The sequence below is a fragment of the Arthrobacter sp. Y3221159 genome (assembly GCF_059089885.1).
The window spans coordinates 86222-108764 of the sequence record NZ_JBNHFC010000013.1; the positions used below are offsets into that span (position 1 = coordinate 86222).

At 66.4% G+C, this 22543-nt stretch carries 23 protein-coding genes; 17 read left to right on the forward strand and 6 right to left on the reverse strand.

Annotated elements, in window-relative coordinates; all coding sequences use genetic code 11:
• Positions 1–6 precede the first annotated feature (6 nt).
• Positions 7–636: a Poxvirus protein I5 gene (locus AC5RT3_RS14395; protein WP_494124502.1), complete on the forward strand. Its 630-nt coding sequence runs from the start codon at positions 7–9 to the stop codon at positions 634–636.
• A 91-nt stretch (positions 637–727) separates the two neighbouring features.
• Positions 728–1990, forward strand: coding sequence for an MFS transporter (locus tag AC5RT3_RS14400; RefSeq protein ID WP_494124503.1), 1263 nt, complete (start codon positions 728–730; stop codon positions 1988–1990).
• 23 nt (positions 1991–2013) lie between these two features.
• Here the strand turns inward: AC5RT3_RS14400 and AC5RT3_RS14405 are convergent, their stop codons facing one another.
• Together AC5RT3_RS14405 and AC5RT3_RS14410 are read right to left on the reverse strand one after the other, a co-directional pair.
• A complete protein-coding gene (locus tag AC5RT3_RS14405; RefSeq protein WP_494051667.1) occupies positions 2014–3201 on the reverse strand; it encodes a Gfo/Idh/MocA family protein in 1188 nt (395 codons plus the stop codon).
• Between the two features lie 314 nt (positions 3202–3515).
• A complete protein-coding gene (locus AC5RT3_RS14410; protein ID WP_494051666.1) occupies positions 3516–4538 on the reverse strand; it encodes a LacI family DNA-binding transcriptional regulator in 1023 nt (340 codons plus the stop codon).
• 148 nt (positions 4539–4686) lie between these two features.
• Here AC5RT3_RS14410 and AC5RT3_RS14415 point away from each other — a divergent pair, with 148 nt between their 5' ends.
• From AC5RT3_RS14415 to AC5RT3_RS14450, 8 genes are all read left to right on the forward strand, one after another.
• Positions 4687–5034, forward strand: coding sequence for an L-rhamnose mutarotase (locus AC5RT3_RS14415; protein WP_494124504.1), 348 nt, complete (start codon positions 4687–4689; stop codon positions 5032–5034).
• A gap of 75 nt (positions 5035–5109) precedes the next feature.
• Positions 5110–6276: an L-rhamnose isomerase gene (gene rhaI, locus AC5RT3_RS14420; protein ID WP_494124505.1), complete on the forward strand. Its 1167-nt coding sequence runs from the start codon at positions 5110–5112 to the stop codon at positions 6274–6276.
• Between the two features lie 5 nt (positions 6277–6281).
• Positions 6282–8315 (forward strand): bifunctional aldolase/short-chain dehydrogenase, encoded by a 2034-nt coding sequence (locus AC5RT3_RS14425; RefSeq protein WP_494124506.1) that lies wholly within the window; start codon positions 6282–6284, stop codon positions 8313–8315.
• A complete protein-coding gene (locus AC5RT3_RS14430; protein ID WP_494009991.1) occupies positions 8312–9769 on the forward strand; it encodes a rhamnulokinase in 1458 nt (485 codons plus the stop codon). The genes AC5RT3_RS14425 and AC5RT3_RS14430 overlap by 4 nt, the downstream gene beginning before the upstream one ends.
• Positions 9770–9883: 114 nt before the next feature.
• Positions 9884–11209 carry a glycoside-pentoside-hexuronide (GPH):cation symporter gene (locus AC5RT3_RS14435; protein WP_494124507.1) on the forward strand — a complete coding sequence of 442 codons (1326 nt, stop codon included), beginning with the start codon at positions 9884–9886 and terminating at the stop codon, positions 11207–11209.
• Between the two features lie 235 nt (positions 11210–11444).
• On the forward strand, positions 11445–12554 hold the full coding sequence (locus tag AC5RT3_RS14440) for a 3-deoxy-7-phosphoheptulonate synthase (RefSeq protein WP_494124508.1): 1110 nt from the start codon (positions 11445–11447) through the stop codon (positions 12552–12554).
• Between the two features lie 141 nt (positions 12555–12695).
• Positions 12696–12905 carry a helix-turn-helix domain-containing protein gene (locus AC5RT3_RS14445; RefSeq protein ID WP_009356681.1) on the forward strand — a complete coding sequence of 70 codons (210 nt, stop codon included), beginning with the start codon at positions 12696–12698 and terminating at the stop codon, positions 12903–12905.
• A 151-nt stretch (positions 12906–13056) separates the two neighbouring features.
• Positions 13057–13155 (forward strand): 30S ribosomal protein bS22, encoded by a 99-nt coding sequence (locus AC5RT3_RS14450; protein ID WP_003792170.1) that lies wholly within the window; start codon positions 13057–13059, stop codon positions 13153–13155.
• Between the two features lie 67 nt (positions 13156–13222).
• On the opposite strand, the gene AC5RT3_RS14455 is transcribed toward AC5RT3_RS14450, so the two are convergent.
• On the reverse strand, positions 13223–14041 hold the full coding sequence (locus AC5RT3_RS14455; protein WP_494009994.1) for an HAD family hydrolase: 819 nt from the start codon (positions 14039–14041) through the stop codon (positions 13223–13225).
• Positions 14042–14117: 76 nt separating this feature from the next.
• Between AC5RT3_RS14455 and AC5RT3_RS14460 the strand changes: the two genes are divergently transcribed.
• Both AC5RT3_RS14460 and AC5RT3_RS14465 read left to right on the forward strand, forming a co-directional pair.
• Complete coding sequence (locus AC5RT3_RS14460; protein WP_494124509.1) at positions 14118–14372, forward strand: glutaredoxin family protein; 255 nt, start codon at positions 14118–14120, stop codon at positions 14370–14372.
• A gap of 93 nt (positions 14373–14465) precedes the next feature.
• On the forward strand, positions 14466–15170 hold the full coding sequence (locus tag AC5RT3_RS14465) for a redox-sensing transcriptional repressor Rex (RefSeq protein ID WP_494124510.1): 705 nt from the start codon (positions 14466–14468) through the stop codon (positions 15168–15170).
• Between the two features lie 57 nt (positions 15171–15227).
• Here AC5RT3_RS14465 and AC5RT3_RS14470 read toward each other — a convergent pair whose 3' ends face one another.
• The 3 genes from AC5RT3_RS14470 to AC5RT3_RS14480 form a co-directional block, all read right to left on the reverse strand.
• On the reverse strand, positions 15228–16001 hold the full coding sequence (locus AC5RT3_RS14470; RefSeq protein ID WP_494124511.1) for a hypothetical protein: 774 nt from the start codon (positions 15999–16001) through the stop codon (positions 15228–15230).
• Positions 16002–16109: 108 nt separating this feature from the next.
• Positions 16110–16577 carry a hypothetical protein gene (locus tag AC5RT3_RS14475; protein ID WP_494124512.1) on the reverse strand — a complete coding sequence of 156 codons (468 nt, stop codon included), beginning with the start codon at positions 16575–16577 and terminating at the stop codon, positions 16110–16112.
• A 171-nt stretch (positions 16578–16748) separates the two neighbouring features.
• Positions 16749–17297: a YceI family protein gene (locus AC5RT3_RS14480; protein WP_494124513.1), complete on the reverse strand. Its 549-nt coding sequence runs from the start codon at positions 17295–17297 to the stop codon at positions 16749–16751.
• Between the two features lie 214 nt (positions 17298–17511).
• On the opposite strand from AC5RT3_RS14480, the gene AC5RT3_RS14485 reads away from it, so the two are divergent.
• From AC5RT3_RS14485 to ccsB, 5 genes are all read left to right on the forward strand, one after another.
• A complete protein-coding gene (locus AC5RT3_RS14485) occupies positions 17512–18192 on the forward strand; it encodes a histidine phosphatase family protein (protein ID WP_494124514.1) in 681 nt (226 codons plus the stop codon).
• Between the two features lie 104 nt (positions 18193–18296).
• A complete protein-coding gene (locus AC5RT3_RS14490; protein WP_494124536.1) occupies positions 18297–18836 on the forward strand; it encodes a TlpA family protein disulfide reductase in 540 nt (179 codons plus the stop codon).
• A 7-nt stretch (positions 18837–18843) separates the two neighbouring features.
• Positions 18844–19599, forward strand: a complete 756-nt coding sequence (locus tag AC5RT3_RS14495; protein WP_009356672.1) for a cytochrome c biogenesis CcdA family protein — start codon at positions 18844–18846, stop codon at positions 19597–19599.
• Entirely contained in the window at positions 19599–21320 is a 1722-nt protein-coding gene (resB, locus tag AC5RT3_RS14500; RefSeq protein WP_494124515.1) for a cytochrome c biogenesis protein ResB, read from the forward strand. Before AC5RT3_RS14495 ends, resB begins: the two co-directional genes overlap by 1 nt.
• A complete protein-coding gene (ccsB, locus tag AC5RT3_RS14505) occupies positions 21320–22423 on the forward strand; it encodes a c-type cytochrome biogenesis protein CcsB (RefSeq protein ID WP_494124516.1) in 1104 nt (367 codons plus the stop codon). The genes resB and ccsB overlap by 1 nt, the downstream gene beginning before the upstream one ends.
• Positions 22424–22543: the final 120 nt, after the last annotated feature.

Sequence of the window (22543 nt, forward strand, 5' to 3'; positions counted from 1 at the left end):
GCAGGAATGAGCATCATGGACAGCACCAGGCCCGCATCCGACCACCATGAACCCGTCCCGGTAAACCGCTTCGCGCTGTTCTCCGAGACCCTCCTGGCAGGTGTCCTTGTGCTGGTCTTGTCCATTCCGCTGGTCACGATCCCCGCCGCCTACGCGGCGGGGATCGCCCATCTGGAACGGCACCTCTCGGGCCGGGACGATTCGGTCCGAGGGCTCTGGGGCACGTTCAAGGCTGCCCTTCCCGGCAGCTGGAAGCTCGGCCTCCTCACCGCGGCGGCCGCCGTCGTGATTGTCCTCAACCTGCTGTTGGCCTGGGTGGGCCAGCTGCCCGGCCGGGAAGTAGTCCTGCCGGCAACCCTGCTCCTGGCTGGCTGCGGCGCCATCCTGCTCCTGCGCACCACCGCCGCCTGGTCCGACTCCAGCGGCCCGGGCACAGATGCCAAGAGCGCGTGGCGCTCCGCGCTGGAAACCGGAAAAGCGTTGTCCCTCAAAGACTGGACAGGCTCGCTTCTGCTGGGAGCCGCCCTCTTCGGCGCCGTGGTCTTCGTCTGGATGCTTGCGGCACTGTTCGTCGTGGTCCCCGGCACGTTGATCCTCGCGGCCGCCGCCGTAAAGCTTCGCTCACACCGGGCCTGAGAGCCCGTTTTCAAGCTATTCCGGCGCCGGCCTCCCGCCGGCGCCGGAACCATTGCCCCAGTCTTCCCAGCTATCGAGTTGAGTCCCCGACGTGCCTTCCGAACGCCCGCGTTCCGAACAGTCCACCCACCCGCCTGAAAGTACCGCCCGCTGGTACCACCCGCTGAAGCAGCACAACTACCGGCTCTTCCTGGGCATGCAGCTGGCGGGCAGCGCCGGCGTCTGGATGCAGCGGCTGGCCCAGGACTGGCTGGTGCTGCAGCTGACCGGGAGCCCGGCGGCCGTGGGCGTCGCCGTCGCCCTGCAGTTCCTTCCCATGCTGGTGGTGGGGCCCCTCGCCGGGCTGGTGGTGGACCTCTACCCCAAGCGCCGAATCATGATGGTCTGCCAGACCGTGATCGTGCTTCTCGCCCTGGGCCTGGCAGCATGGGTAGCCAGCGGCTCCATCACCGTTTGGGCCGTGTATGCAAGTTGCGTTGCGCTGGGAATCACCGCCGCCATTGACCAGCCCGCCCGGCAGGTGTTCGTGAACGAGGTAGTGGGCGACGCCGCCCTCCGGCCTGCCATCGGACTGAACAACGCGCTGGCCCAGCTCGGAGCCATGGCGGGACCTGCCCTCAGCGGCGTACTCATCGCCCAGGCCGGCCCGGCCGCCGCCTTCGCTGCCAACGCCCTGATCGGCGTACTGGTGCTAGGGCTGATCATCGGCATGCGGACCTCGGAACTTTATCCCGGCACTCCTGCCGAACGGGGCCGCGGGCAGCTCCTCGCGGGCTTCCGCTATGTCCGGGACCGGCCGCGCCTGCTGCTCCTGATTCTGCTGGCCGGGCTCCTAGGTGCCTTCGGCATGAACGGACCGGTGGTCCTGGCAGCCTTCGCCGACCGGGTATGGCACAACGGCGTGGCGGGCTTCGGCCTGTTCAATACCGTCAGCGCCATCGGGGCGCTCACCGGCGCACTGCTTGCCGCCCGGCTCAGGAACATGGGGCGCAAGGGCATCGTGGCGGCGGCGGGCCTCTTTGGACTGTCCCAGCTTATTGCCGCCCTGATGCCCAACCTGCTGCTCTTCACGGCGATGCTGGTAGTGGTGGGCCTCATGACGCTCCTCTTCCTCACCAGCGCCGCCACCGCGGTCCAGCTCGAGGCCGGCCCGGCCATCCGCGGCCGGGTCATGGCGCTGTACCTGCCGCTACTCCTGGGCGGACACGCCTTGGGAGGGCTCCTCGCGGGCTGGCTGACAGAGCAATTTGGAGTGCGCACCGGACTGGTAGTTACAGGCGGGCTGGGCATGCTGTCCGCCGTTGTCGTGGGCCTGCTGCTGTGGCTGCACGGCAGGCGGTCCCGCACCCTGTAAAAGCGGCGCCGAAGTAAGGCTAGTCAGGACGCAGGGAGGGCGAACGAAGTGGGGGAGGACCCGGCCCAGCGCAAGCCCAGTTCGCTGAAGGTGGCATGCTGCCGGCCGGCGCGTTCCAGCGCGTCCTCAATGTCGACCACCACGGCGTGGGTTGCTTCGCCCTCGCCCTCCCACCGGACGTAGGCGCCGTCGATGGGGGCGGGCGCCGGCGCGGTGCGGATCGCCTCCAGGACCAGCATGAAGGCACCGCTGTCCACCGCCGAGCTGAGCAGGGGAACGCCGTGGTTCCGGTGCGCCAGCAGGTTCTCGGTGAGGTCGTCCCGGCCGAAGGTTTCCTCCGTGCGGCCGGACGCCGTTTCGATGGTGAGGCGGTCCTCGGTGTAGTGGAAGACCGCTGTTCCGGCCGATCCCTGGAGCGTCACGTATGGCTCCACGGACTCGGTGGCGCAGATGGTGAGGGCGCAGGTAATGGGCAGGCCGGATGCGGTGCGGATCCGGATCACGGAGGTGTCGTCCGATTCGATGTCGTTCGCGCGGTACAGCTCAGTTTCCACGGACGCCACATCCGCCGTGGTGCGGGCGCCGGCAATCCGCAGCGCGGTTGCCACTGCGTGGGCCAGGGGATTGGTGGCCACCCCGTCCACAACGTCGATGCCGTTGATGCTGCGCTTTCCCGCCCAGCGTGAGCGCTTGTAGTACGCCTTGTCGCGCACCCAGCGGCCGGTGGCCGAGATGCCCTGCAGGGTGCCGATGGTGCCGGCCGCCACCAGCTCTTCGATGGCCCGGAGGGCGTGCGAGCCGAGGCTTTGGAATCCGATCTGGACGCTCCTGCCGGAGGCGGCGGCGGCGTCGAGGAGTGTAATGTAGTCCGCGAGCGAGGCCACCGGCGGCTTTTCCAGGTAGAGGTCGGCTTCAACGGCCAGCGCGGCGAGTGCCAGCGGGGCGTGGGTTTGGATGGGCGTTGCAACGATGATCACGTCCAGCCCCTGCGTGTCCGCCAGCAGTTCAGCGAGCCCCGGAAAGACAACGGCCGACGCCGGCACGGAGCCGGGTGCCGGCGGCTGCGGGTCGGCTACGGCCACGAGTTCGACGGCGCCTGCCGCCTGGAGGCGTTCAAGGTTGCGGAGGTGGTGGGTGCCAAAGCCATGGACACCCACGAGAGCCACGCGGGCGGGGGCCTCGTCCTTGCCGGCAACGGCTGTGGTAGGCAATTCTCGCGATGCCGGAGCTCCTTCCGGTGCGTCCGGTACGCGGGGGCCAGCTGGCATTCCCATGGTTCTCCATTCCGCCCAAGGGCATGAGTTGTCGGCTTCGAGCCTCCGGCTGCGGCAAACGCTTTCCGCCTTCAAGTGTGCGGCATAGTCCATCCCGCCGTCCAGTGATGTAACGATTCAAAAATGGCGGTTGACCCTGGCCCGTAAGGTGGTCTAGCTTCTGAGAAGCCGACTACCTGCGCCGAACCCATGCACTTGCGCTATCACCTATGGGCCCCAGGGCGGGTTAAGCCGGCCATCTACCACGGCACTTATCCGGCTGCGGGGGAAGCTGTGCTTTGGCGCACCACCAGTTCGGGGGTGAAAACCACGGAGCGGTGGGTGGCGTTTTGCGACTCCACCTCCTCGGACAGCAGTTCGATGGCGGTGCGCCCCAGTGCCTCGGTGGGCTGCCGGATGGAGGAGAGTGGAACCACTGCGGAGGCGGCGAAGTCGATGTCGTCATAGCCGATCAGCGCAACGTCTTCGGGAATCCGAAACGTGTGCGTCATGGTCAGGGACTGCATGACTCCCAGGGCCAGGAGGTCGTTCGCGCAGAAGATGCCCTCCGGCAGATCGTCCCTGCCGCGCTCCACCAGCATGTTGCCCACGCTGCGGCCCGCCAGGACGGTCATGCCCTCCGAGGTCAGCACCTCTAGCGTTGCGCCCGGCTCCTCCTTCACGGCCCGCTCGGCCCCCTGCAGGCGGTCGGCCACCTGGCGGATGGAGGTTGCGCCGCCCACAAAGGCCAGCCGACGGCGGCCGGTGTCCAGCAGGTGCCGCGCTGCCAGGTACCCGCCGGCGTCGTCGTCCACTGCAACGGAACTGAACTTGGTCTCGTCGGCCAGGCGGTCCACCAGGACGGTGGGCACGCCGCGCTCGCGCAGCAGGTCCAGCCTCTCGGTCACGTCGCCCACAGGGGAAATCAGCAGGCCCTGGACCCGTTGCTCCTGGAACAGGTCGATGTAATTGGCTTCCCGGCCGGCGTCGTGGCCGCTGTCGCCCAGCAGCACGGCGCTGCCGTGGAGGGCAGCGGCGTCCTCCGCCGCCCTGACCACCGAGGTGAAGAAGGGGTTGCCGACGTCCAGGACGATCAGCCCCACGGTACGGCTGTGCCCGGCCCGGAGCTGCCTGGCAGCGTCGTTACGGATGAAGCCGAGCTCGTCAATGGCCTTCAAAACCCGTTCCTTGGTGCGCTCGGACACCCGGTCCGGGTAGTTCAGCACATTCGAAACGGTTCCCACCGCCACGCTGGCGTGCGTGGCGACGTCCTTGATGCTGGCTGAGCGGTTCATGGTTCTCCGTGCTGCTGGTCCGCGTGCGCTGCATTCCGGTCCATGAACGGCCAGACCCGAATGCTTGACACCTACTCTGGTTCAAGAGTACTTTGAATCGAAACAATGAAACGATTCAAAGTTTTGCGAGTTCAGGAGAGAGTTCCAGATGAGGGTGTGCTTCCGCTCTTCGATCAAGCCGGAGTTGACCGATGAATACAAGCGGCGCCACGCCGCCGTGTGGCCGGAGATGCTCCGCGCGCTGAAGGATGCCGGCTGGAACAACTACTCCCTGTTCCTGGGGGAGGACGGGCTCCTGGTGGGTTACGTGGAGTGCGACGACTTCGACGCCGCCCGGGCACGCATGGCCCTCACCGACGTAAACACCCGCTGGCAAGCGGAAATGGCAACGCTTTTTGCAGACTCCGGCCAGGCGCCCGATGAAGGATTCCAGGTCCTGGAAGAAGTCTTCAACCTCGACAGCCAGCTTGCGGCAGCAGGAACATCCGCTTTCTGAACCGCCGCAAGCGGCAGCCCCGGCAGCGGGGATGCACCCAACAGACCACAGAACAAGACACCGGGAAGAACCATCATGAATGACGTAGCAACGGCGCTGGGCAGGCTCGGGGAGCTTGCCATCGAGGTCCCCTCGTGGGCCTATGGAAATTCAGGCACGCGGTTCAAGGTGTTCGGCACGCCCGGCACCCCTCGGACCGTGCAGGAGAAGCTGGCCGATGCCGCAAAGGTACATGAACTGACGGGCCTGGCCCCCACGGTGGCGCTGCACATCCCGTGGGACAAGGTGGACGACTACGCCGCGCTGAAGGAATACGCGGCCGGCCTGGGCGTGGGCCTGGGCACCATCAACTCCAACACCTTCCAGGATGACGAGTACAAGTTCGGTTCGCTGACCTCGTCCAACGAGGCGGTCCGCCGACGGGCCATCGACCACCACCTGGACTGCATCGAGATCATGCACGCCACCGGCTCGAAGGACCTCAAGATCTGGCTGGCGGACGGCACCAACTACCCGGGCCAGGATGACATGCGCGGACGGCAGGACCGCCTGGCCGAGTCGCTGCAGGAGATCTACGCCGCCCTGGGCGATGAGCAGCGCCTGGTGCTGGAGTACAAGTTCTTCGAGCCGGCTTCCTACCACACCGATGTTCCGGACTGGGGCACCTCCTATGCCCAGACCTTGGCGCTGGGCGAGAAGGCGTTTGTCTGCCTGGACACCGGCCACCACGCCCCGGGCACCAACATCGAGTTCATCGTGATGCAGCTGCTGCGCCTGGGCAAGCTGGGGTCCTTTGACTTCAACTCCCGCTTCTACGCCGACGACGACCTCATTGTGGGTGCTGCGGATCCGTTCCAGCTCTTCCGCATCATGCACGAGGTCATCCGTGGCGGCGGTTACGGCAAGGACTCCGGTGTGGCCCTGATGCTGGACCAGTGCCACAACCTGGAAGAGAAGATTCCGGGCCAGATCCGCTCGGTCCTGAACGTCCAGGAAATGACCGCCCGCGCCCTGCTGGTGGACACCGCCGCCCTGAACGAGGCCCAGCGCGCCGGGGACGTCCTGGCTGCGAACGGCATCTTCAACGATGCCTTCTACACCGACGTCCGGCCTGTGTTGGCCGAGTGGCGTGAATCCCGCGGCCTGCCCGCGGACCCGCTGGCCGCCTTTAAGGCCAGCGGTTACCAAAAGAAGATCAACGAGGACCGCGTGGGCGGCCAGCAAGCCGGATGGGGCGCATAAGAAGCATGAACAAGACTGTTGAAGACCTGATCTCACGCTCCAACCGCCTGGGCGCGGACAAGCGGAACACCAACTTCGCCGGCGGCAACACCTCCGCCAAGGGCACCGAGAAGGACCCGGTCACGGGCGAGGACGTCCAGCTGCTCTGGGTCAAGGGCTCAGGCGGGGACCTGGGCACCCTGAAGGCCGAAAACCTCGCGGTGCTGCGGCTGGACCGGCTGAACGCCCTGAAGAACGCCTACCCCGGTGTTGACCGCGAGGACGAGATGGTGGCGGCCTTCGATTACTGCCTCCACGGTAAGGGCGGCGCAGCCCCCTCGATCGATACCGCCATGCACGGACTGGTGGACGCCGCGCATGTTGACCACCTGCACCCGGATTCCGGCATCGCAATCGCGACGGCGGTGGACGGCGAGGCGCTGACCACCAAGATCTTCGGCAACAAAGTGGTGTGGGTTCCCTGGCGCCGCCCCGGGTTCCAGCTGGGCCTGGACATCGCCGCGATCAAGGACGCCAACCCGCAGGCCGTCGGCACCATCCTTGGCGGCCACGGCATCACCGCCTGGGGCGCCACCAGCGAGGAGGCCGAGCAGAACTCGCTGTGGATCATCGACCAGGCCGAAAAGTACATCCGCGAGAACGGCAAGGCCGAGCCCTTCGGGCCCAAGCTGCCCGGCTACGGTCCGCTGCCCGAGGCCGAGCGCCGTGCCAAGGCCGCGGCCCTGGCACCCGTGATCCGCGGCCTGGCCTCCACGGACAAGCCGCAGCTGGGGCACTTCAGCGATGACGCCGTCGTCCTGGATTTCCTCGAAGCTGCCGAGCACCCGCGCCTGGGCGCCCTGGGCACCTCCTGCCCGGATCACTTCCTCCGCACCAAGGTCAAGCCGCTGATCCTGGACCTGCCCGCCGACGCCTCGGTGGAGGACTCCATCGCCCGGCTGCACGAGCTGCACGCCGACTACCGCGAGGACTACCAGGCCTATTACGACCGCCACGCGGACGAAAACAGCCCGGCGATGCGGGGCGCGGACCCGGCCATCGTGCTGGTCCCGGGCGTGGGTATGTTCTCCTTCGGCGCCAACAAGCAGACCGCCCGGGTTGCCGGTGAGTTCTACATCAACGCCATCAACGTAATGCGCGGCGCCGAGGCCATCTCCACGTACGCGCCGATCAAGGAATCCGAAAAGTTCCGGATTGAGTACTGGGCGCTGGAGGAAGCCAAGCTGGCCCGGATGCCCAAGCCTAAGTCCCACGCCACCCGGATCGCCCTGGTGACCGGTGCGGCGTCGGGAATCGGCAAGGCCATCGCCACCCGCCTCGCCGCGGAAGGCGCCTGCGTGGTCATCGCCGACCTCAACCTTGAGAACGCGCAGAAGGTGGCCGAGGAGCTCGGCGGCTCCGACGTCGCCGTCGGCGTCCAGGCCGACGTGACCGACGAAGCGCAGGTGGCTGCCGCGATCGACGCTGCCGTCCTGGCGTTCGGCGGCGTGGACCTGGTGGTCAACAACGCCGGCCTCTCCATCTCCAAGCCGCTGCTGGAAACCACCGAAAAGGACTGGGACCTGCAGCACAACGTCATGGCCAAGGGCTCGTTCCTGGTGGCCAAGGCCGCTGCCAGGGTGATGATCGCACAGGGCCTGGGCGGGGACATCATCTACATCTCCTCCAAGAACTCCGTGTTCGCGGGCCCGAACAACATCGCGTATTCCGCCACCAAGGCTGACCAGGCCCACCAGGTGCGCCTGCTCGCCGCCGAACTGGGCGAGCACGGCATCCGCGTCAACGGAATCAATCCCGACGGCGTGGTCCGCGGCTCCGGGATCTTCGCCGGCGGCTGGGGTGCCAAGCGCGCAGCGGTCTACGGCGTGGACGAGGAGAAGCTGGGCGAGTACTACGCCCAGCGCACCCTGCTCAAGCGCGAGGTCCTGCCCGAGCACGTGGCCAACGCCGCCGCCGTGCTCACCAGCAACGAACTGTCCCACACCACCGGCCTGCACATCCCCGTGGATGCCGGAGTGGCCGCAGCCTTCCTGCGATGAGCGGGCACATTTCGAATGTCGACGGCGGCAACGTGTTTGCCGCCGTCGACATCGGCGCCTCCTCCGGCCGGGTCATCCTGGGCCGGGTCGGCAACGGCGGTGTGCAGCTCGAGGTGGTCCACCGCTTCCCCAACGGCGTGGTGGAGATCGACGGCGGCCTCCGCTGGGACTTCGACGCCCTCTTCGCCGAGGTGCTTGAAGGGCTCCGGGCGGCGGCCACCACCGCCGCGGCGCAAGGCGAAAAGATTGCCAGCATCGGCATCGACACCTGGGCCGTGGACTACGGGCTGGTCAACACGGCCGGGGAGCTCACGGCCCAGCCGTTCAGCTACCGCGACGACCGCAGCCGCGCCGCCGTCGAACCCGTGCACCGCAAACTGGACCCGGCCCGCCTCTACGGCACCACCGGGCTGCAGTTCCTGCAGTTCAACACCATCTACCAGCTCGCCACCGAGAAGAACCTGGACGGCCTGCAGGCACTGCTCATCCCGGACCTGATCGCCTTCCTCCTCACCGGTGTCCGGCGGACAGAGGCTACCAACGCCTCCACCACGGGACTGTTCGACGCCGTGGCGGGGGAATGGGCCACGGAATTCCTCGCTGCCCTGGACCTGCGGCGGGACTTGTTCCCGCCGCTGATCCAGCCCGGGGAAACCTTCGGAACCCTGCTGCCGGAGATTGCCGGCCAGGTGGGGCTGCCGCAGTACACGACGGTGGTGGCGGTCGGCTCGCACGACACCGCGTCCGCCGTCGCCGCCGTCCCGGCCCAGGAAGAGGACTTCGCCTACATCTCCTCCGGCACCTGGTCCCTGGTAGGGCTCGAGCTCAAGCACCCCGTCCTTACCGAGGCCAGCCGCGCGGCGAACTTCACCAACGAACACGGCGTGGACGGCACCATCCGTTACCTCCGCAACATGGGCGGCCTTTGGCTGCTCAGCGAATGCCAGCGGACCTGGGCATCGGAGGGATTCCATCCCGAGCTTCCGGCGCTGCTCCAGGCTGCCGCGGCGCTGCCGCCGGGCGGACCGCAGATCAACCCGGACGATCCGTACTTTATTGCCCCGGACAACATGCCGGAGCGGATCCGGGCCGCTGTCCGCCGGACGGGCGAGGTGTTACCGGACGATCCGGCGGCCATCACCCGCTGCATCATGGACAGCCTCGCCGCCGGCTATGCCAGGACTATCCGCGACGCCGAGAAGCTCGCGGACAGTGCAGTGGACGTGGTGCACGTGGTGGGCGGCGGCTCGCAGAACCAGTTGCTCTGCCAGCTCACAGCAGATGTGACGGGCCGGAAAGTGGTGGCCGGACCGGTTGAAGCCACCGCCCTGGGCAACGTCCTGGTCCAGGCTCGGGCGGCCGGCGCGGTGACCGGCGGCCTGGCCGAACTGCGCGCCCTGGTGGCGGCCAGCAGCCCGCTCCAGGTCTTCGCCCCGCAGCTCACACGGCTGTAGCAACCCGCCGGCAAACGCCACGGATCCGGCGGTTCCTGTTTCTGCGGACGATTCTGGGGTAAGTTCCTTTCTGCGGCCGCGAGAAAACGGTTTCCGGCGCAGGGACAGGGATACATGAAACAACTGAGCAGGCTCGGCATTGTGGGCTACGGGGCCGGCGACGCCGCCAACAGCATGATTATCAGCACCGCGAACATGTTCCTGCTGGTCTATTACACGGACGTCGCAGGAATTGGTGCCGCTGCCGCCGGGACCCTGCTGGTGGTGGCGCGGGTGTTCAACGCCTTCACGGACATTGCTGCCGGACGCATCGTGGACCGCGTGCACAGCAGGCGGTGGGGCAAATTCCGGCCCTACCTGATGTTCGGCTTCATTCCGCTCCTGCTCAGTGCGGCGGTTTTCCACGTCCCTGACGCGGACCCTGGGGTGAAGCTGCTGTACGCGTACTGCACCTACGGCCTGGTGTGCCTGGCCTACAGCCTGGTGAACGTGCCCTACGGCTGCCTGGTGGGAGCAATGACCCAGGACCCGCGGGAACGGGCCCGGCTGGCCGGGGCCCGGACCATCGGCGGGCTGTCGGTGGGGGCAACGCTTGGCTTCTTCGTTGCCCCGCTGCTCGGCGCAGGCGGGGACATGCAGCAGATCTTCACGGTCATGACGCTGGTTTTCGCGGCTGTGGGGTCAGGGCTGTACGCGTTCACCGGGATTGCCTGCCGGGAACGGATCGCCGGCAGCGTTCCCAGCATTACGCTGCGCCAAAGTGTGGACGCGCTGAAAGCCAATTCCCCGCTGGTGGTCCTCTGCGTCAGTTCGGTGCTGTTCGTCACCGGCGCCAGCGCCACCGGAGCCGCACAGTTCTTCTACCTCCGCGATGTCCTGTCCCGGGTGGACCTGTTTCCGGTCATGGCGGCCGCGCAGGTGGCCATCACCCTGGTGCTCGCCATCGTGATGCCGCGCATCGTGGCCCGGTGGGGCAAGAAAGCTGTTTACGCGGCCGGTGGCTGCACCGGGGCACTGGGTGGCCTGCTGGTCTTCCTGGTTCCGGCAACCCTGCCGTGGCTTGCCGTTGCAGGCATCGTGCTGGCCATGCTGTCGTCCGCGTCGGTGGGCATTGTGACCTGGGCTCTGATTGCCGACACCGTGGAGTATGGCGAGTGGAAGACCGGCGTGCGCGTGCAGGGCATCAACTATGCGCTCCTGGCGGCAACCCGGAAGCTGGGCATGGGCTTCGGCGGGGGAGTGGTGGCCTTCTCCCTGGCCTGGGGCGGCTATGCGTCAGCGGCTGCGGCGCAGTCGGACGCTGCCCTCTTTGCCATCAGGGCCGCCGCGGGACTGCTGCCCGGCGCACTGACTCTGGCAGCAGCGGCAGCAATGTACTGGTACCGCCTCACCGATAAGAGGCACGCGGAGCTGGTGGCAGGCCTGCAGGAATCGCGCTAGCTGGGGTGGAATGTGACGCAGCCGATTTTGCAGTCCTGTCCGGCGGGGTTATGGTCTTTCCCATGACTAACCGTTGGTATGCGTATTTTTCGTTGGCTCTGGAGGGGCCCGCGTCTAACTGACACGCATCCAACTACCTTCAGAGCCAACAGGGCAGAGATCATTCTCTGCCCTTCGCCGTTTCTCCGGCGGGTTCTGAACTGGGCCCGCTCCCCATCTGGAACAGGACCCGAACATGAGCGCCGCAACAGCAACAGCCGCAAAATCCACCTCGAACCTGCGCGTCAGCGAATTCACGGCGCTGCCCGCCCCTTCCGAACTCATCGCAGAACTTCCCCTGGACGCCCGCGTGGCGGACGTCGTCGAACGCGGACGCGATGAAGTCCGCGCCATCATGGACGGCGTTGACGACCGCCTGCTGGTCATCGTGGGCCCCTGCTCCATCCATGACCCCAAGGCAGGGCTGGAATACGCCCGCCGGCTGGTCAGCCAGGCCGAGAAGCACAAGGCAGACCTGCTGATCGTCATGCGGACCTACTTCGAAAAGCCCCGCACCACCGTGGGCTGGAAGGGCCTGATCAACGATCCCCGGCTGGACGGTAGCCACGACATGGTCACCGGCCTGCGGACCGCCCGGCACTTCCTGCAGCAGGTCACAGCCCTGGGGCTGCCCACCGCCACCGAATTCCTCGAGCCCATCAGCCCGCAGTACATGGCGGACCTGATCTCCTGGGGCGCCATCGGGGCGCGCACCACGGAGAGCCAGATCCACCGGCAGCTCGCGTCCGGCCTGTCCATGCCCATCGGCTTCAAGAACGGGACCGACGGCGACCTCCAGGTGGCCATCGATGCCTGCGGTGCATCGGCGGCGCCGCAGGCGTTCCTGGGTATCGACGGCGAAGGCCGGGCGGCGCTGGTGGCCACTGCCGGCAACCCGGACACCCATGTAATTCTGCGCGGCGGGCGGAAGGGCCCCAACTACTCTTCAGCCGACGTCGAAGCCGCCTCGGCGAAGCTGGCCGGGAAGCAGCTGAATCCGCGGCTGATCGTGGACGCCAGCCACGCCAACAGCGGCAAGAGCCACCACCGGCAGGCAGAGGTGGCGCTCGAAATCGGCGCACAGCTTGAGGACGGCGGCACCTCCGCCCAGGCCATTGCCGGCGTCATGCTGGAGAGCTTCCTGGTGGGCGGGGCCCAGAACCTGGATGTTGCCGATCACGCGGCGGCCCGGGACGAGCTGGTGTACGGCCAGAGCGTCACCGACGCCTGCATGGAGTGGGACGTGACCGCATCGGTCCTGGACCAGTTGGCGGCGTCTGCACGGCAGCGCCGGGCGGTGAAATAGGGGAGCGCACTACTTTCACATCTGCCACAGGAACATCTAGAGTATCTAGGTAGGTGGTTGGTGGATGGCTCAGCATCGGAACACCGCATTGGCATGTACCTGGGGTCACTGTTGTCCATCCGTCAGCAAAGGAATAGGGAAATGTCGGAACAGAACTTCTCCAACGCGAAGTTCCTCACCGTGGCTGAAGTAGCCCAGGTCATGCGCGTCTCCAAAATGACGGTGTACCGCCTGGTGCACTCCGGTGAAATGCCCGCGGTGCGCTTTGGCCGCTCCTACCGGGTCCCCGAGAACGCCGTCGAGCAGTACCTCAAGGGTGCTGTGGTGGAGGGCCACACCGAGACCGCCTGAGGAGGCCTGTCAAAGGCCGCTCCGGATAGGCGGTACCCTGTTAAGGAACGATTTACGTCATTGTAAGAATCTGTCAGTTGTTCAGTTCGTAGCTTCGTCCACGGACCCGTTCCAGCAGGCAGGTACTGCATCTAGTTTGTAAGGAACTTTCGTGGGTTCAGTAATTAAGAAGCGTCGCAAGCGTATGGCCAAGAAGAAGCACCGCAAGCTGCTTCGCAAGACCCGTCACCAGCGCCGCAACAAGAAGTAGCAATACTTCGAACAGCGTGAATGCCCGTCGCCTTCCAGGCGGCGGGCATTTCTTTGTTCTCGGCTACCTAGATGCGCGGGCCGCGGATGCGGGCGAAGCCCTTCCACAGACCGTAGACCGCCCCGCCGGCGGTGGCTGCCTTGAGGCCGAACGTTGCGGCGCGCCGTCCCGCCCGGAAGTCATAGACGGGCCAGTTGTTGTCGCGGGCGTGGCGGCGGAGCCGGACGTCCGGATTAATCGCAACGGGATGGCCCACCAGCGAGAGCAGTGGAATGTCGTTGTAGGAATCGCTGTAGGCCCAGCAGCGCTTGAGGTCCAGGTCCTCGGCGTCGGCGATGGCCCGGACGGCCACGGCCTTGGCGGACCCGTGCAGGATGTCGCCCACCAGGCGGCCGGTGTACATGCCCTCCGAAATTTCGCCCACGGTGCCAAGCGCGCCCGTGAGACCCAGGCGGGTGGAAATGACCGTTGCCACTTCGATGGGGGTGGCCGTGACCAGCCAGACACGGCGGCCCACCCGCAGGTGCTGCTCTGCCAGCGCCTTGGCTCCGGGCCAGATCCGTGACGCGATCATCTCGTCGTAGACTTCCTCGCCCAATGCCTTGATGTCATCGACGGTGATGCCGGCTGCCAGGGTCAGGGCGGAATCCCGGACGGCATGGACGTCGTCGATATTCTCGCCCCGCGCCATGAACTTCAACTGCTTCCACGCGAACCCGGCAGCCTGGGCCATGGTGAAGGCGCCGCGCTGGTGCATCTTGCGTGCCACGTGGAACAGGCTGGCCCCGCGCATGAGCGTGTTGTCCACGTCGAAGAAGGCCGCCTCGCCCGGTTGTGGCGCAGCAACCGGCTTGGTGACTACGGCAACGTACTTCTCCTCGGGCATGGACTCGAGTCTAGTCAATCCAATAGGACGAAGCCGTCGGCGTGCCCGGCACCGCGAACGGGGCTACGGTTAAGCCATGGCCATCCCCCGCGTCGTCCTCCTTACCAAAGCCAACTGCCACCTTTGTGAGGAAGCGCGCGACGCCGTTGCGCGGGTCACTGCCTCGCTGGGCCTTGAGTGGACGGAAGAGTTGGTGGACCAGCAGCCGGAGCTGCGGGAACGCTACGCGGAGGAGATACCGGTGGTGCTGGTGGACGGGGTGCAGCGCGACTTCTGGAAGATCGACGAAGTCCGCTTGGAACGCGTCCTCCAGCGCGCCATGGCACAGTAGACGGGGGAGCGTTGCGGTTGATTGCACCTGCTTTGTGGGCACCGGCGGGAGGGCTCTAGAGTGGACTCACAACGCGACTCAAGGGAGGGGCTGGTGACTTCGCTGGACTCGACTCCCCAGGCTGTCCCGGATCTTCCGGGCGCCGCGGGCACCCCGGCCAAACAGATTCCGCCCGCAGCCGTGGCCCGGCTGACGCTCTACCTGCGCGCCCTGAACACCCTGCTTGCCGACGGAGTGGAGCGCGTCTCCTCCGAGTCCCTCGCCGAAGCCTCAGGTGTCAGCTCCTCCACACTGCGCAAGGACCTGTCCCATGTGGGCTCCTACGGCACCCGCGGAGTGGGTTACGAGGTGCAGTACCTCAGCCGTCATATCGCGGCTGCCCTTGGCCTCACCCACGACTGGAAAGTGGCGATAGTCGGCGCCGGCAACCTGGGCAAGGCCCTGGCACGCTACGGTGGCTTCGAATCCCGCGGGTTCGACGTCGTGGCCATTTTTGACGCGGACCCGATGGTGGTGGGCAACGAAGTGGGATGGCTGCGCGTCAGCGATGTGGCGGACCTGGAAAAGGTCCTGCACCGCACCGGAGCCAACATGGTGGTGCTGGCGCTCCCGGCGGCCGTGGCCCAGGACGTCTGCGACAGGGTGGTGGCCGCCGGCGTGCACAGCGTGCTGAGCTTTGCCCCTGTCATGCTGCAGGTTCCCGAAGGGGTCAATCTGCGCAAGGTGGATATGGCCACCGAACTGCAGATCCTGGCCTACCACGCGCAGCGGGCGCAGGCTCCGGGGCAGACTGCCTAGGTACGGAAAACGGCCCGGGATGCATTGCGCTTCCCGGGCCGCTTTCGTTAGCAGGTATTACCGGCCGTACGGGTTTCCAAAGCCGCCGCCGTACGGGTTGGTGAACGGCTGCTGCTTCCGGAAATAGGGAGCAGCAGCGGGCAGGTACAGCAGCACGACGGCGGCGATCCCCAGCAGGGTGCCCAGGGTTCCGATGGTGGGCGGACCGAACAGCCCGATGATGGATAGGGCCGCGAACACCGTGCCCAGGATGCGGGCCCAGTTCTTGCCCTTGCGGACGAAGAAGGCCACCAGCAGGTACAGGCCTGCGCCGATGATGGCGAACACCACCAGGGTGCCGGCGATGATGCCCTTGATGTCCTCGTACGTGACTCCGGTGGCGCCGCCGGCTTCCATCTGGTCCTCGAAGGTCTGGCGGAACAGCGGGTCATCCAGCTGGGTAAGGCCCGTCAGCAGGGAGACCACGAAGATTACCGCGGACGCAATCAACAGCCAGAAGGAGATGTTGACGAGCTGGGGCACGCCATTGGCGCCGGAAGGCTGCGGCTGCTCCGACGGGTACTGGGCGTACGGGGACTGGCCGAACGGCTGCTGGCCGTAGCCGGGAGCCTGCGGCGGGTTCTGCCCGTACTGCGGTGCGTTTTGTCCGTACTGCGGCGCCGACGGCGGCTGGGAACCATACTGCGGCGCGTTCTGTCCGTACTGCGGCGGGTTTTGCCCGTACGGCTGGCCGTACTGTGGAGCGTTTTCGCCGTAGCGGGGCTGGCTGCCGGGCTGGTTTCCGGACTGGTCATCGTTGGGTACGGGCGGCGGGACTGGAGGAGTGCTCATGAGCGGTCCTTCTGCAGGTCGGATTCCAGGGAGGCTGCCGGGAGCGGTCCTGCGCCGACCCCCAGCAAGGCTTAAGTCCACCGTACCCCCGGGCTGCCGCCTTGTGGGTCATTCTGGCGAGGTATTCCGCCCGGTGGCGGCGGCGAACCAGACCTGCGCATTCGGCAGCCACATCAGTACTGATGCCGCCAGGCTGACCAGGAAGGCTGTCCAGTTTCCTGCACCCTGCCCCATGCCCGATGCCGTATTAACTCCGGCCAGGACCAGGGTGATCCCGGCAAGCACCGTCAGGGCCACCCGCGCCCAGTTCCGGCCGGCTTTCATCTTGACCGCGAAGACCATCTGCGCGGCCCCAACGGCGGCGGCCAGCAGCATCAGGGCGACGACGGCTGCAGCGGCCGCAGGCGCGGCGGCAAAGAGCACCAGGGATGCCAGCATCCCCAGGAGCCCGCCCATCACGGCAAGGACCCCGCCCACAAACCAGATCCAGAATGAGATCTTGATTTCGACGGGCCGGCCGGCGACGGAAAACAGCGCGCCCAAGCCGCCCTGCGGCAGGCGGGAAGAGTTGGTCATGGCGTTCACTGTAGTCCCGCCCGGCGGTGTCAGGGCGAGGCTCGGTGGGCAGGGACTGCTCGCGTGCAAGGGGCGACGTCACTGCGCAGGCCCGGACGACGAACGCCATTAAGACGGAAACCTCCGGCGCCGGCCCATTGGCCGGTGCCGGAGGTTGTTCCGGGGGGCTGCTTACGCGGCGGGAGCGATGAAGGCCAGTTCCAGGTTGATGGCAACCTTGTCGCTGACCAGGACACCGCCGGTTTCCAGGACTGCGTTCCAGGTGAGGCCGAAGTCCTTGCGGCTGATGGTGGTCTCGGCGGAAACACCGGCGCGGGTGTTGCCGAACGGGTCAACGGCCACGCCGTTGAATTCGGTCTCCAGTGTCACCGGGCGGGTGACGCCCTTGATGGTGAGGTCGCCGTTCAGTTCGTAGCTGTTGCCCTTGGCGACCAGGCCGTTGGAGACGAAGGAGATTTCCGGGAACTTCTCCACGTCGAAGAAGTCCTCGCCCTTGACGTGGCCGTCGCGGTTGGCGTCGCCGGAGTCGAAGCTGGCGGTGTTGATGGTGGCCTCGATCCTGGCATCGGCCACATCCTCCGCGAGCTGCAGGGTTGCGGCGGCTTCGGTGAACTGGCCGCGGACCTTGCTGATGCCTGCGTGGCGGACGGTGAAGCCGATCTCGCTGTGGGAGTTGTCGAGGGTCCAGGTGCCGGTGGTGATGTCTGCGGGAAGTGCCATGGTGATGCTCCTTGATTCTTGCGTGCCGGGGACGGTTGGGTTGAACCTTCATCTGTTGAAGACTCAACTATCTTGCTGCATCCAGTATAAACATGCATTTGCATCTTTTGTTCCCACCCTCGGAACATTTCTTCAAAAACTTCAGTTCTACTCTTTGTAGAAAGCATGTGCGGAAGATTTCGGATCGCACGCCATCTTTGAGAAACTGGTAAACATGCCCCAAGCCACTGTCCATCTGCTCCGCCATGGCGAGGTCCACAATCCGGACGGCGTCCTGTATGGAAGGCTGCCCGAATTCCACCTGTCCGAACTCGGGCGGGAGATGGCCCGCATGCTCGCCGAGCACTTTCGGCAGCGTGTGGAAAACGGTGCCCGGATCACCTACCTTGCCGCTTCGCCGCTGGACCGGGCCCAGGAAACGGCGGCTCCCACCGCGGAGGCGCTGCGCCTACAAATCCACACCGATGAGCGGATCATCGAGGCCGAAAACTATTTCGAGGGCATGAAGGTCAGCAAGGCCGAGTTGCGCCGGCCCAAGCACTGGCCCCGGCTGGTCAACCCCCTGCGCCCGTCCTGGGGCGAGCCGTACAAGCAGCAGGCCTCGCGGGTGATGGCCGCAGTCCAGGAAGCCCGTCTTCGCGCCATCGAACTTGCGGACGGCGATTTCGGCGCGGCCGGCCCGGAGGCAATCATGGTCAGCCATCAGCTTCCCATCTGGGCAACCCGCCTCAACGCCGAGGGCAAGCCGCTGTGGCATGACCCGCGGAAGCGCGAATGCACCCTGACATCCATCACGTCGCTGGTGTTCGACGACGACGGCACGCTCCTGCGCGTCCAGTACAGCGAACCAGCGGCGTCCCTTCTTCCCGGTGCCGCCAGCACCCCTGGAGCCTAGTAGTGACTGACAGCAATTTCAGGAACACCCCGGCAGGCAAAGGGCCCGTCAGTTCCCGCCGCAGCGTCCTCGCTGCCGGTGGCCTGGCCCTGACCGCCCTGACCATGGGCCTGTCCGGTTGCGCCCAGGAGGACGCCCTGGCACAGCAGGCGAAGGCCGGGGACAACAAGAACTATGTGGCTGGGGACGGTTCCGTCACGGAATTCGCCGCGGCGGACCGCAAATCGGCCGTCCAGATCAACGGCACGCTCTTCAACGGCACGGCAGTGGCACCGGCTGATTTCCAGGGCAAGGTGACGGTATTGAACTTCTGGTTCGCCGCGTGCGCCCCGTGCCGGGTTGAAGCGCCCATCCTGGAGGAGCTCCACCAGGAGTTCAAGGACCAGGGCGTGCAGTTCTTCGGCGTCAACCTCCGCGACGAGAAGGCCACCGCCGAGGCGTTCGACAAGACGTTCAACCTGACCTATCCCAGCTTCGACGACAAGGACGGCGGAGTCCTGCTCGCCGTGTCCGGACTGGTCCCGCCGGGGGCCGTACCAACCACGCTGGTGCTGGACAAGGAGGGGCGCGTGGCGTCCCGCGTCCTGGGGGAGATCCAAAAGGGCACCCTCAAGGCCCTCATCACCGCAGCCGTGGCAGAGTAGCGGACCCGTGAACAGTCCCTTCGCCGAAGCCATCCTGAGCGGCTCGCTGCTCCTGGCCATTCCCGTGGCCCTGCTCGCGGGACTGGTTTCCTTCCTTTCGCCCTGCGTCCTGCCCCTGGTCCCGGGCTACCTGGGCTACGTCACGGGCCTCAGCGGCGTAGACCTGCAGAAGCAGAAGCGTGGCCGCATGCTGGTGGGCATCGGGCTGTTCGTCCTTGGCTTCTCTGTGATCTTCGTGCTCCTGGGCGGTGCCTTCGGCCAGTTGGGAACCCTCATTACGGGCTCCCAGAATGCCTGGATCACCCAGCTGCTTGGCCTCCTGGTGATCGTCATGGGCGTGGTGTTCATGGGCGGTTTCAGCTGGCTGCAGCGCGATGCAAAAATCCATGCCAAGCCGCCGGCAGGCCTGTGGGGCGCGCCGCTGCTGGGCCTGACCTTCGGGCTGGGGTGGGCGCCCTGCATCGGCCCCACCTACTCCGCCGTGCAGCTGCTGAGCCTCTCCGGCGGTTCCTCCGCCGCCAAGGGTGCGTTCCTTGCCTTCGTCTACAGCCTGGGGCTGGGCATCCCGTTCCTGCTGATCGCCCTCGCCCTGCGCCGCGGCATGGGCGTGATGGCGTTCTTCCGCAAGCACCGCCTGGCCATCCAGCGCATCGGCGGCGGCATCCTGGTGGTCCTGGGCCTGCTGATGGCCACCGGGGTGTGGGGAGCTTGGGTGACCGAGCTGCAGTACTGGTTCCAAACCGACGTGAAGTTGCCAATCTGATGAGCGAGCGTGTGAACGTAGAGAAGAAGTCCGCAGCCGAGGCAGGCGACAACGAGCCCGGCGCCAAAGTGCTGGAGGCCAAGGCCGGCGCCGCGCTGCCCGCCCTGGGTCCCAAGGAAATGCTGCGCTGGGCGTGGACCCAGCTGACCAGCATGCGGACGGCCCTGTTCCTGCTGCTGCTCCTGGCTGTCGCTGCGGTCCCGGGCTCGCTCTTCCCGCAGCGCCCGGCCAACCCGGCCGTGGTGACCCAGTACATCAAGGACAACCCGGACTACGGCAAGCTGCTGGACTCCCTCCAGCTCTACGACGTGTATTCCTCGGCATGGTTCTCTGCCATCTACCTGCTGCTGTTCATCTCCCTCATCGGCTGCGTGGTGCCCCGCGCCATCGCCCATTACAGGGCGATGCGCTCCCAGCCGCCGCGCACCCCCAAGCGACTGTCCCGCCTGCCCGAGTACGGCACACTGGTCATTCCCGCTTCCGCGGGAATCCCGGCGTCGGACGCCATCCATGGTGCCGCCGGGCTACTGCGGAAGCGCGGCTACCGCGTTGAAGTGAGGGACGACGACGGCGCGCGGCCGTCTTTGGGTGCCGAACGCGGCTTCCTGAAGGAAGTGGGCAACCTCGTCTTCCATACCTCCCTGATCGGCGTGCTGGTTTCGGTGGCAATTGGGGGACTGTTCGGCTACAGCGGCCAGCGGATCCTCGTGGAAGGCGACACCTTCGTCAACACCCTGGTGGGCTACGACCAGTTCAACCCGGGCATCAACTTCCAGTCCAGCCAGCTGCAGCCGTACTCGATCCAGCTGGACAAGTTCGACATCACCTTCGACCGCGAGTCCCAGGGCAAGTTCGGCCAGCCCATCGACTTCGCCGCCGCCGTGACCACCCGGGAAAACCCGGACGCGCCCGCCAAGCAGGAAGTCCTGAAGGTGAACGATCCCGTCACCCTGGGCGGCACCAGCATCTACCTCACCGGCAACGGGTACGCGCCCGTGGTGACCATCCGGGACGGGGAGGGCAACATCGCCATGCAGGGGCCCGTGGTGGCCAAGCTGCAGGGGGATAACTACTACTCGTCCGTGGTCATCAAGGTCCCCGATGCCAAGCCGGACCAGCTGGGCTTCGCAGGCTTCTTCCTCCCCACCGCGTTCGTCACGGATGAGGGCGTGTCCTTCAGCGGGGACCCCGAGCTCTTCAACCCGCAGCTGACCCTGAACTCCTACTTCGGAGACCTTGGCCTGGACGACGGCGCTCCGCAGAACGTCTTCGAGCTGGACGTGGAGGACCTGACGCCGCTGAACGCCCGCAACCTTGACGCCGGCGGCATCACCCTGGCACCCGGAACCTCCTACACCCTGCCCGACGGCAAGGGCAGCATCAGCTTCGACGGCGTGAAGCGCTACATCGGCGTGGACATCCACCACAATCCCGGCCAGCTGTACGCCCTGATCTTTGCGCTGCTCGCTGTTGCCGGCCTGATCCTCTCCCTGTACGTCAACCGCCGCCGGGCCTGGGTGCGCACCGGCACCCACGAAGACGGCCGGACCATGGTGGAGTACGGGCTCCTGGCCCGCGGCGAGGACCACCGCCTGGCCGCCGAGGCTGCCACCCTCCGCAAGCTGTTCTCCACTGAATGGCGGCTGCCAGGGGACGCGCCCGCCGAACCTTCCTCCGTATCCACCCCAGCAGGCCCCTCCGGGCCCGAAAAGGACCAGTAATGCCGTTCGGAATCAACGAGACCATGGGCCAGTACAGCGAGCTCTTCATGCTGCTTGCGGCGGGCACCTACACGGTTGCCTTCCTCGCCTTCGCCTGGGACCTCGCCAAGAGCAGCAAGGCGCTGCGGGCCATCGACCTCAAGGCCGCGCAAGCTGAAGAAGCAGTCAAAGTTCCGGTAGCAGCCGGGGCAGGGGCAGAGTCCTCAACTGCCGGATCCCGTCCTGATGAGGCTCGCCTTGGCGGGCCGGCAGGCCGGGCCGAGCGGCCGTCGTCGTCCACGGCCAAAGCGGCCGGTGCCGGGGGAGTGGTAACGGCCGACGCCGACATGAAGTACGCGGCCGAGCGCCGCGCTCCCGCGCGGGTAGCGGTGGCCCTGACCGTCCTCGGTGCGCTGATCCACGGGGCGGGCGTGGTGACCCGGGCGCTCGGCGCCGGGCGCGTGCCGTGGGGCAACATGTACGAGTTCCTGACCACCGGCGCGTTCGTGGCGATTGCCGTGTTCCTCCTGGTCCTGGTCCGGCGGGACCTCCGGTTCCTGGGAACGTTCGTGGTGGGCCTGGCCATCATCATGCTAGTGGCTGCCTCTGTGGCCTACTGGACACCGGTCGGGCACCTGGTGCCCGCCCTGCAGAGCTACTGGCTGATCATCCACGTCTCCATCGCCGTGCTCTCATCAGCGCTGTTCACGCTGACCTTCGCCATGTCCGCCCTGCAGCTGGTCCAGTCGCACCGGCAGAAGACGGTGGCTGCGGGCGGCGCGGACAAGCTCGGCTTCATGCGCCTGGTGCCCTCCGCGCTCAGCCTGGAGAACCTGTCGTACCGGATCAACGCCATCGCGTTCATCGGCTGGACCTTCACGCTGATGTTCGGCGCCATCTGGGCGGAGAAGGCCTGGGGACGCTTCTGGGGCTGGGACACCAAGGAAGTCTGGACGTTCGTCATCTGGGTGGTCTACGCCGGCTACCTGCACGCACGGGCCACCCGCGGCTGGACCGGCAACAGGGCGGCCTGGCTCTCGATCGTGGGCTACCTCTGCGTGATCTTCAACTTCACCATCGTGAACCAGTTCTTCAACGGCCTCCACTCCTACTCGGGCCTCTGAGCAGGGGATTCTCGGGAAAGCCCGGGGTGGCCCGGGCAAATAACAAATCGATGTAGCAATGGGGGTGTTCCCGGTCCGCCGGTGATGCTACGTTGGTGACGTTCGCCCGTGATGAAGTTT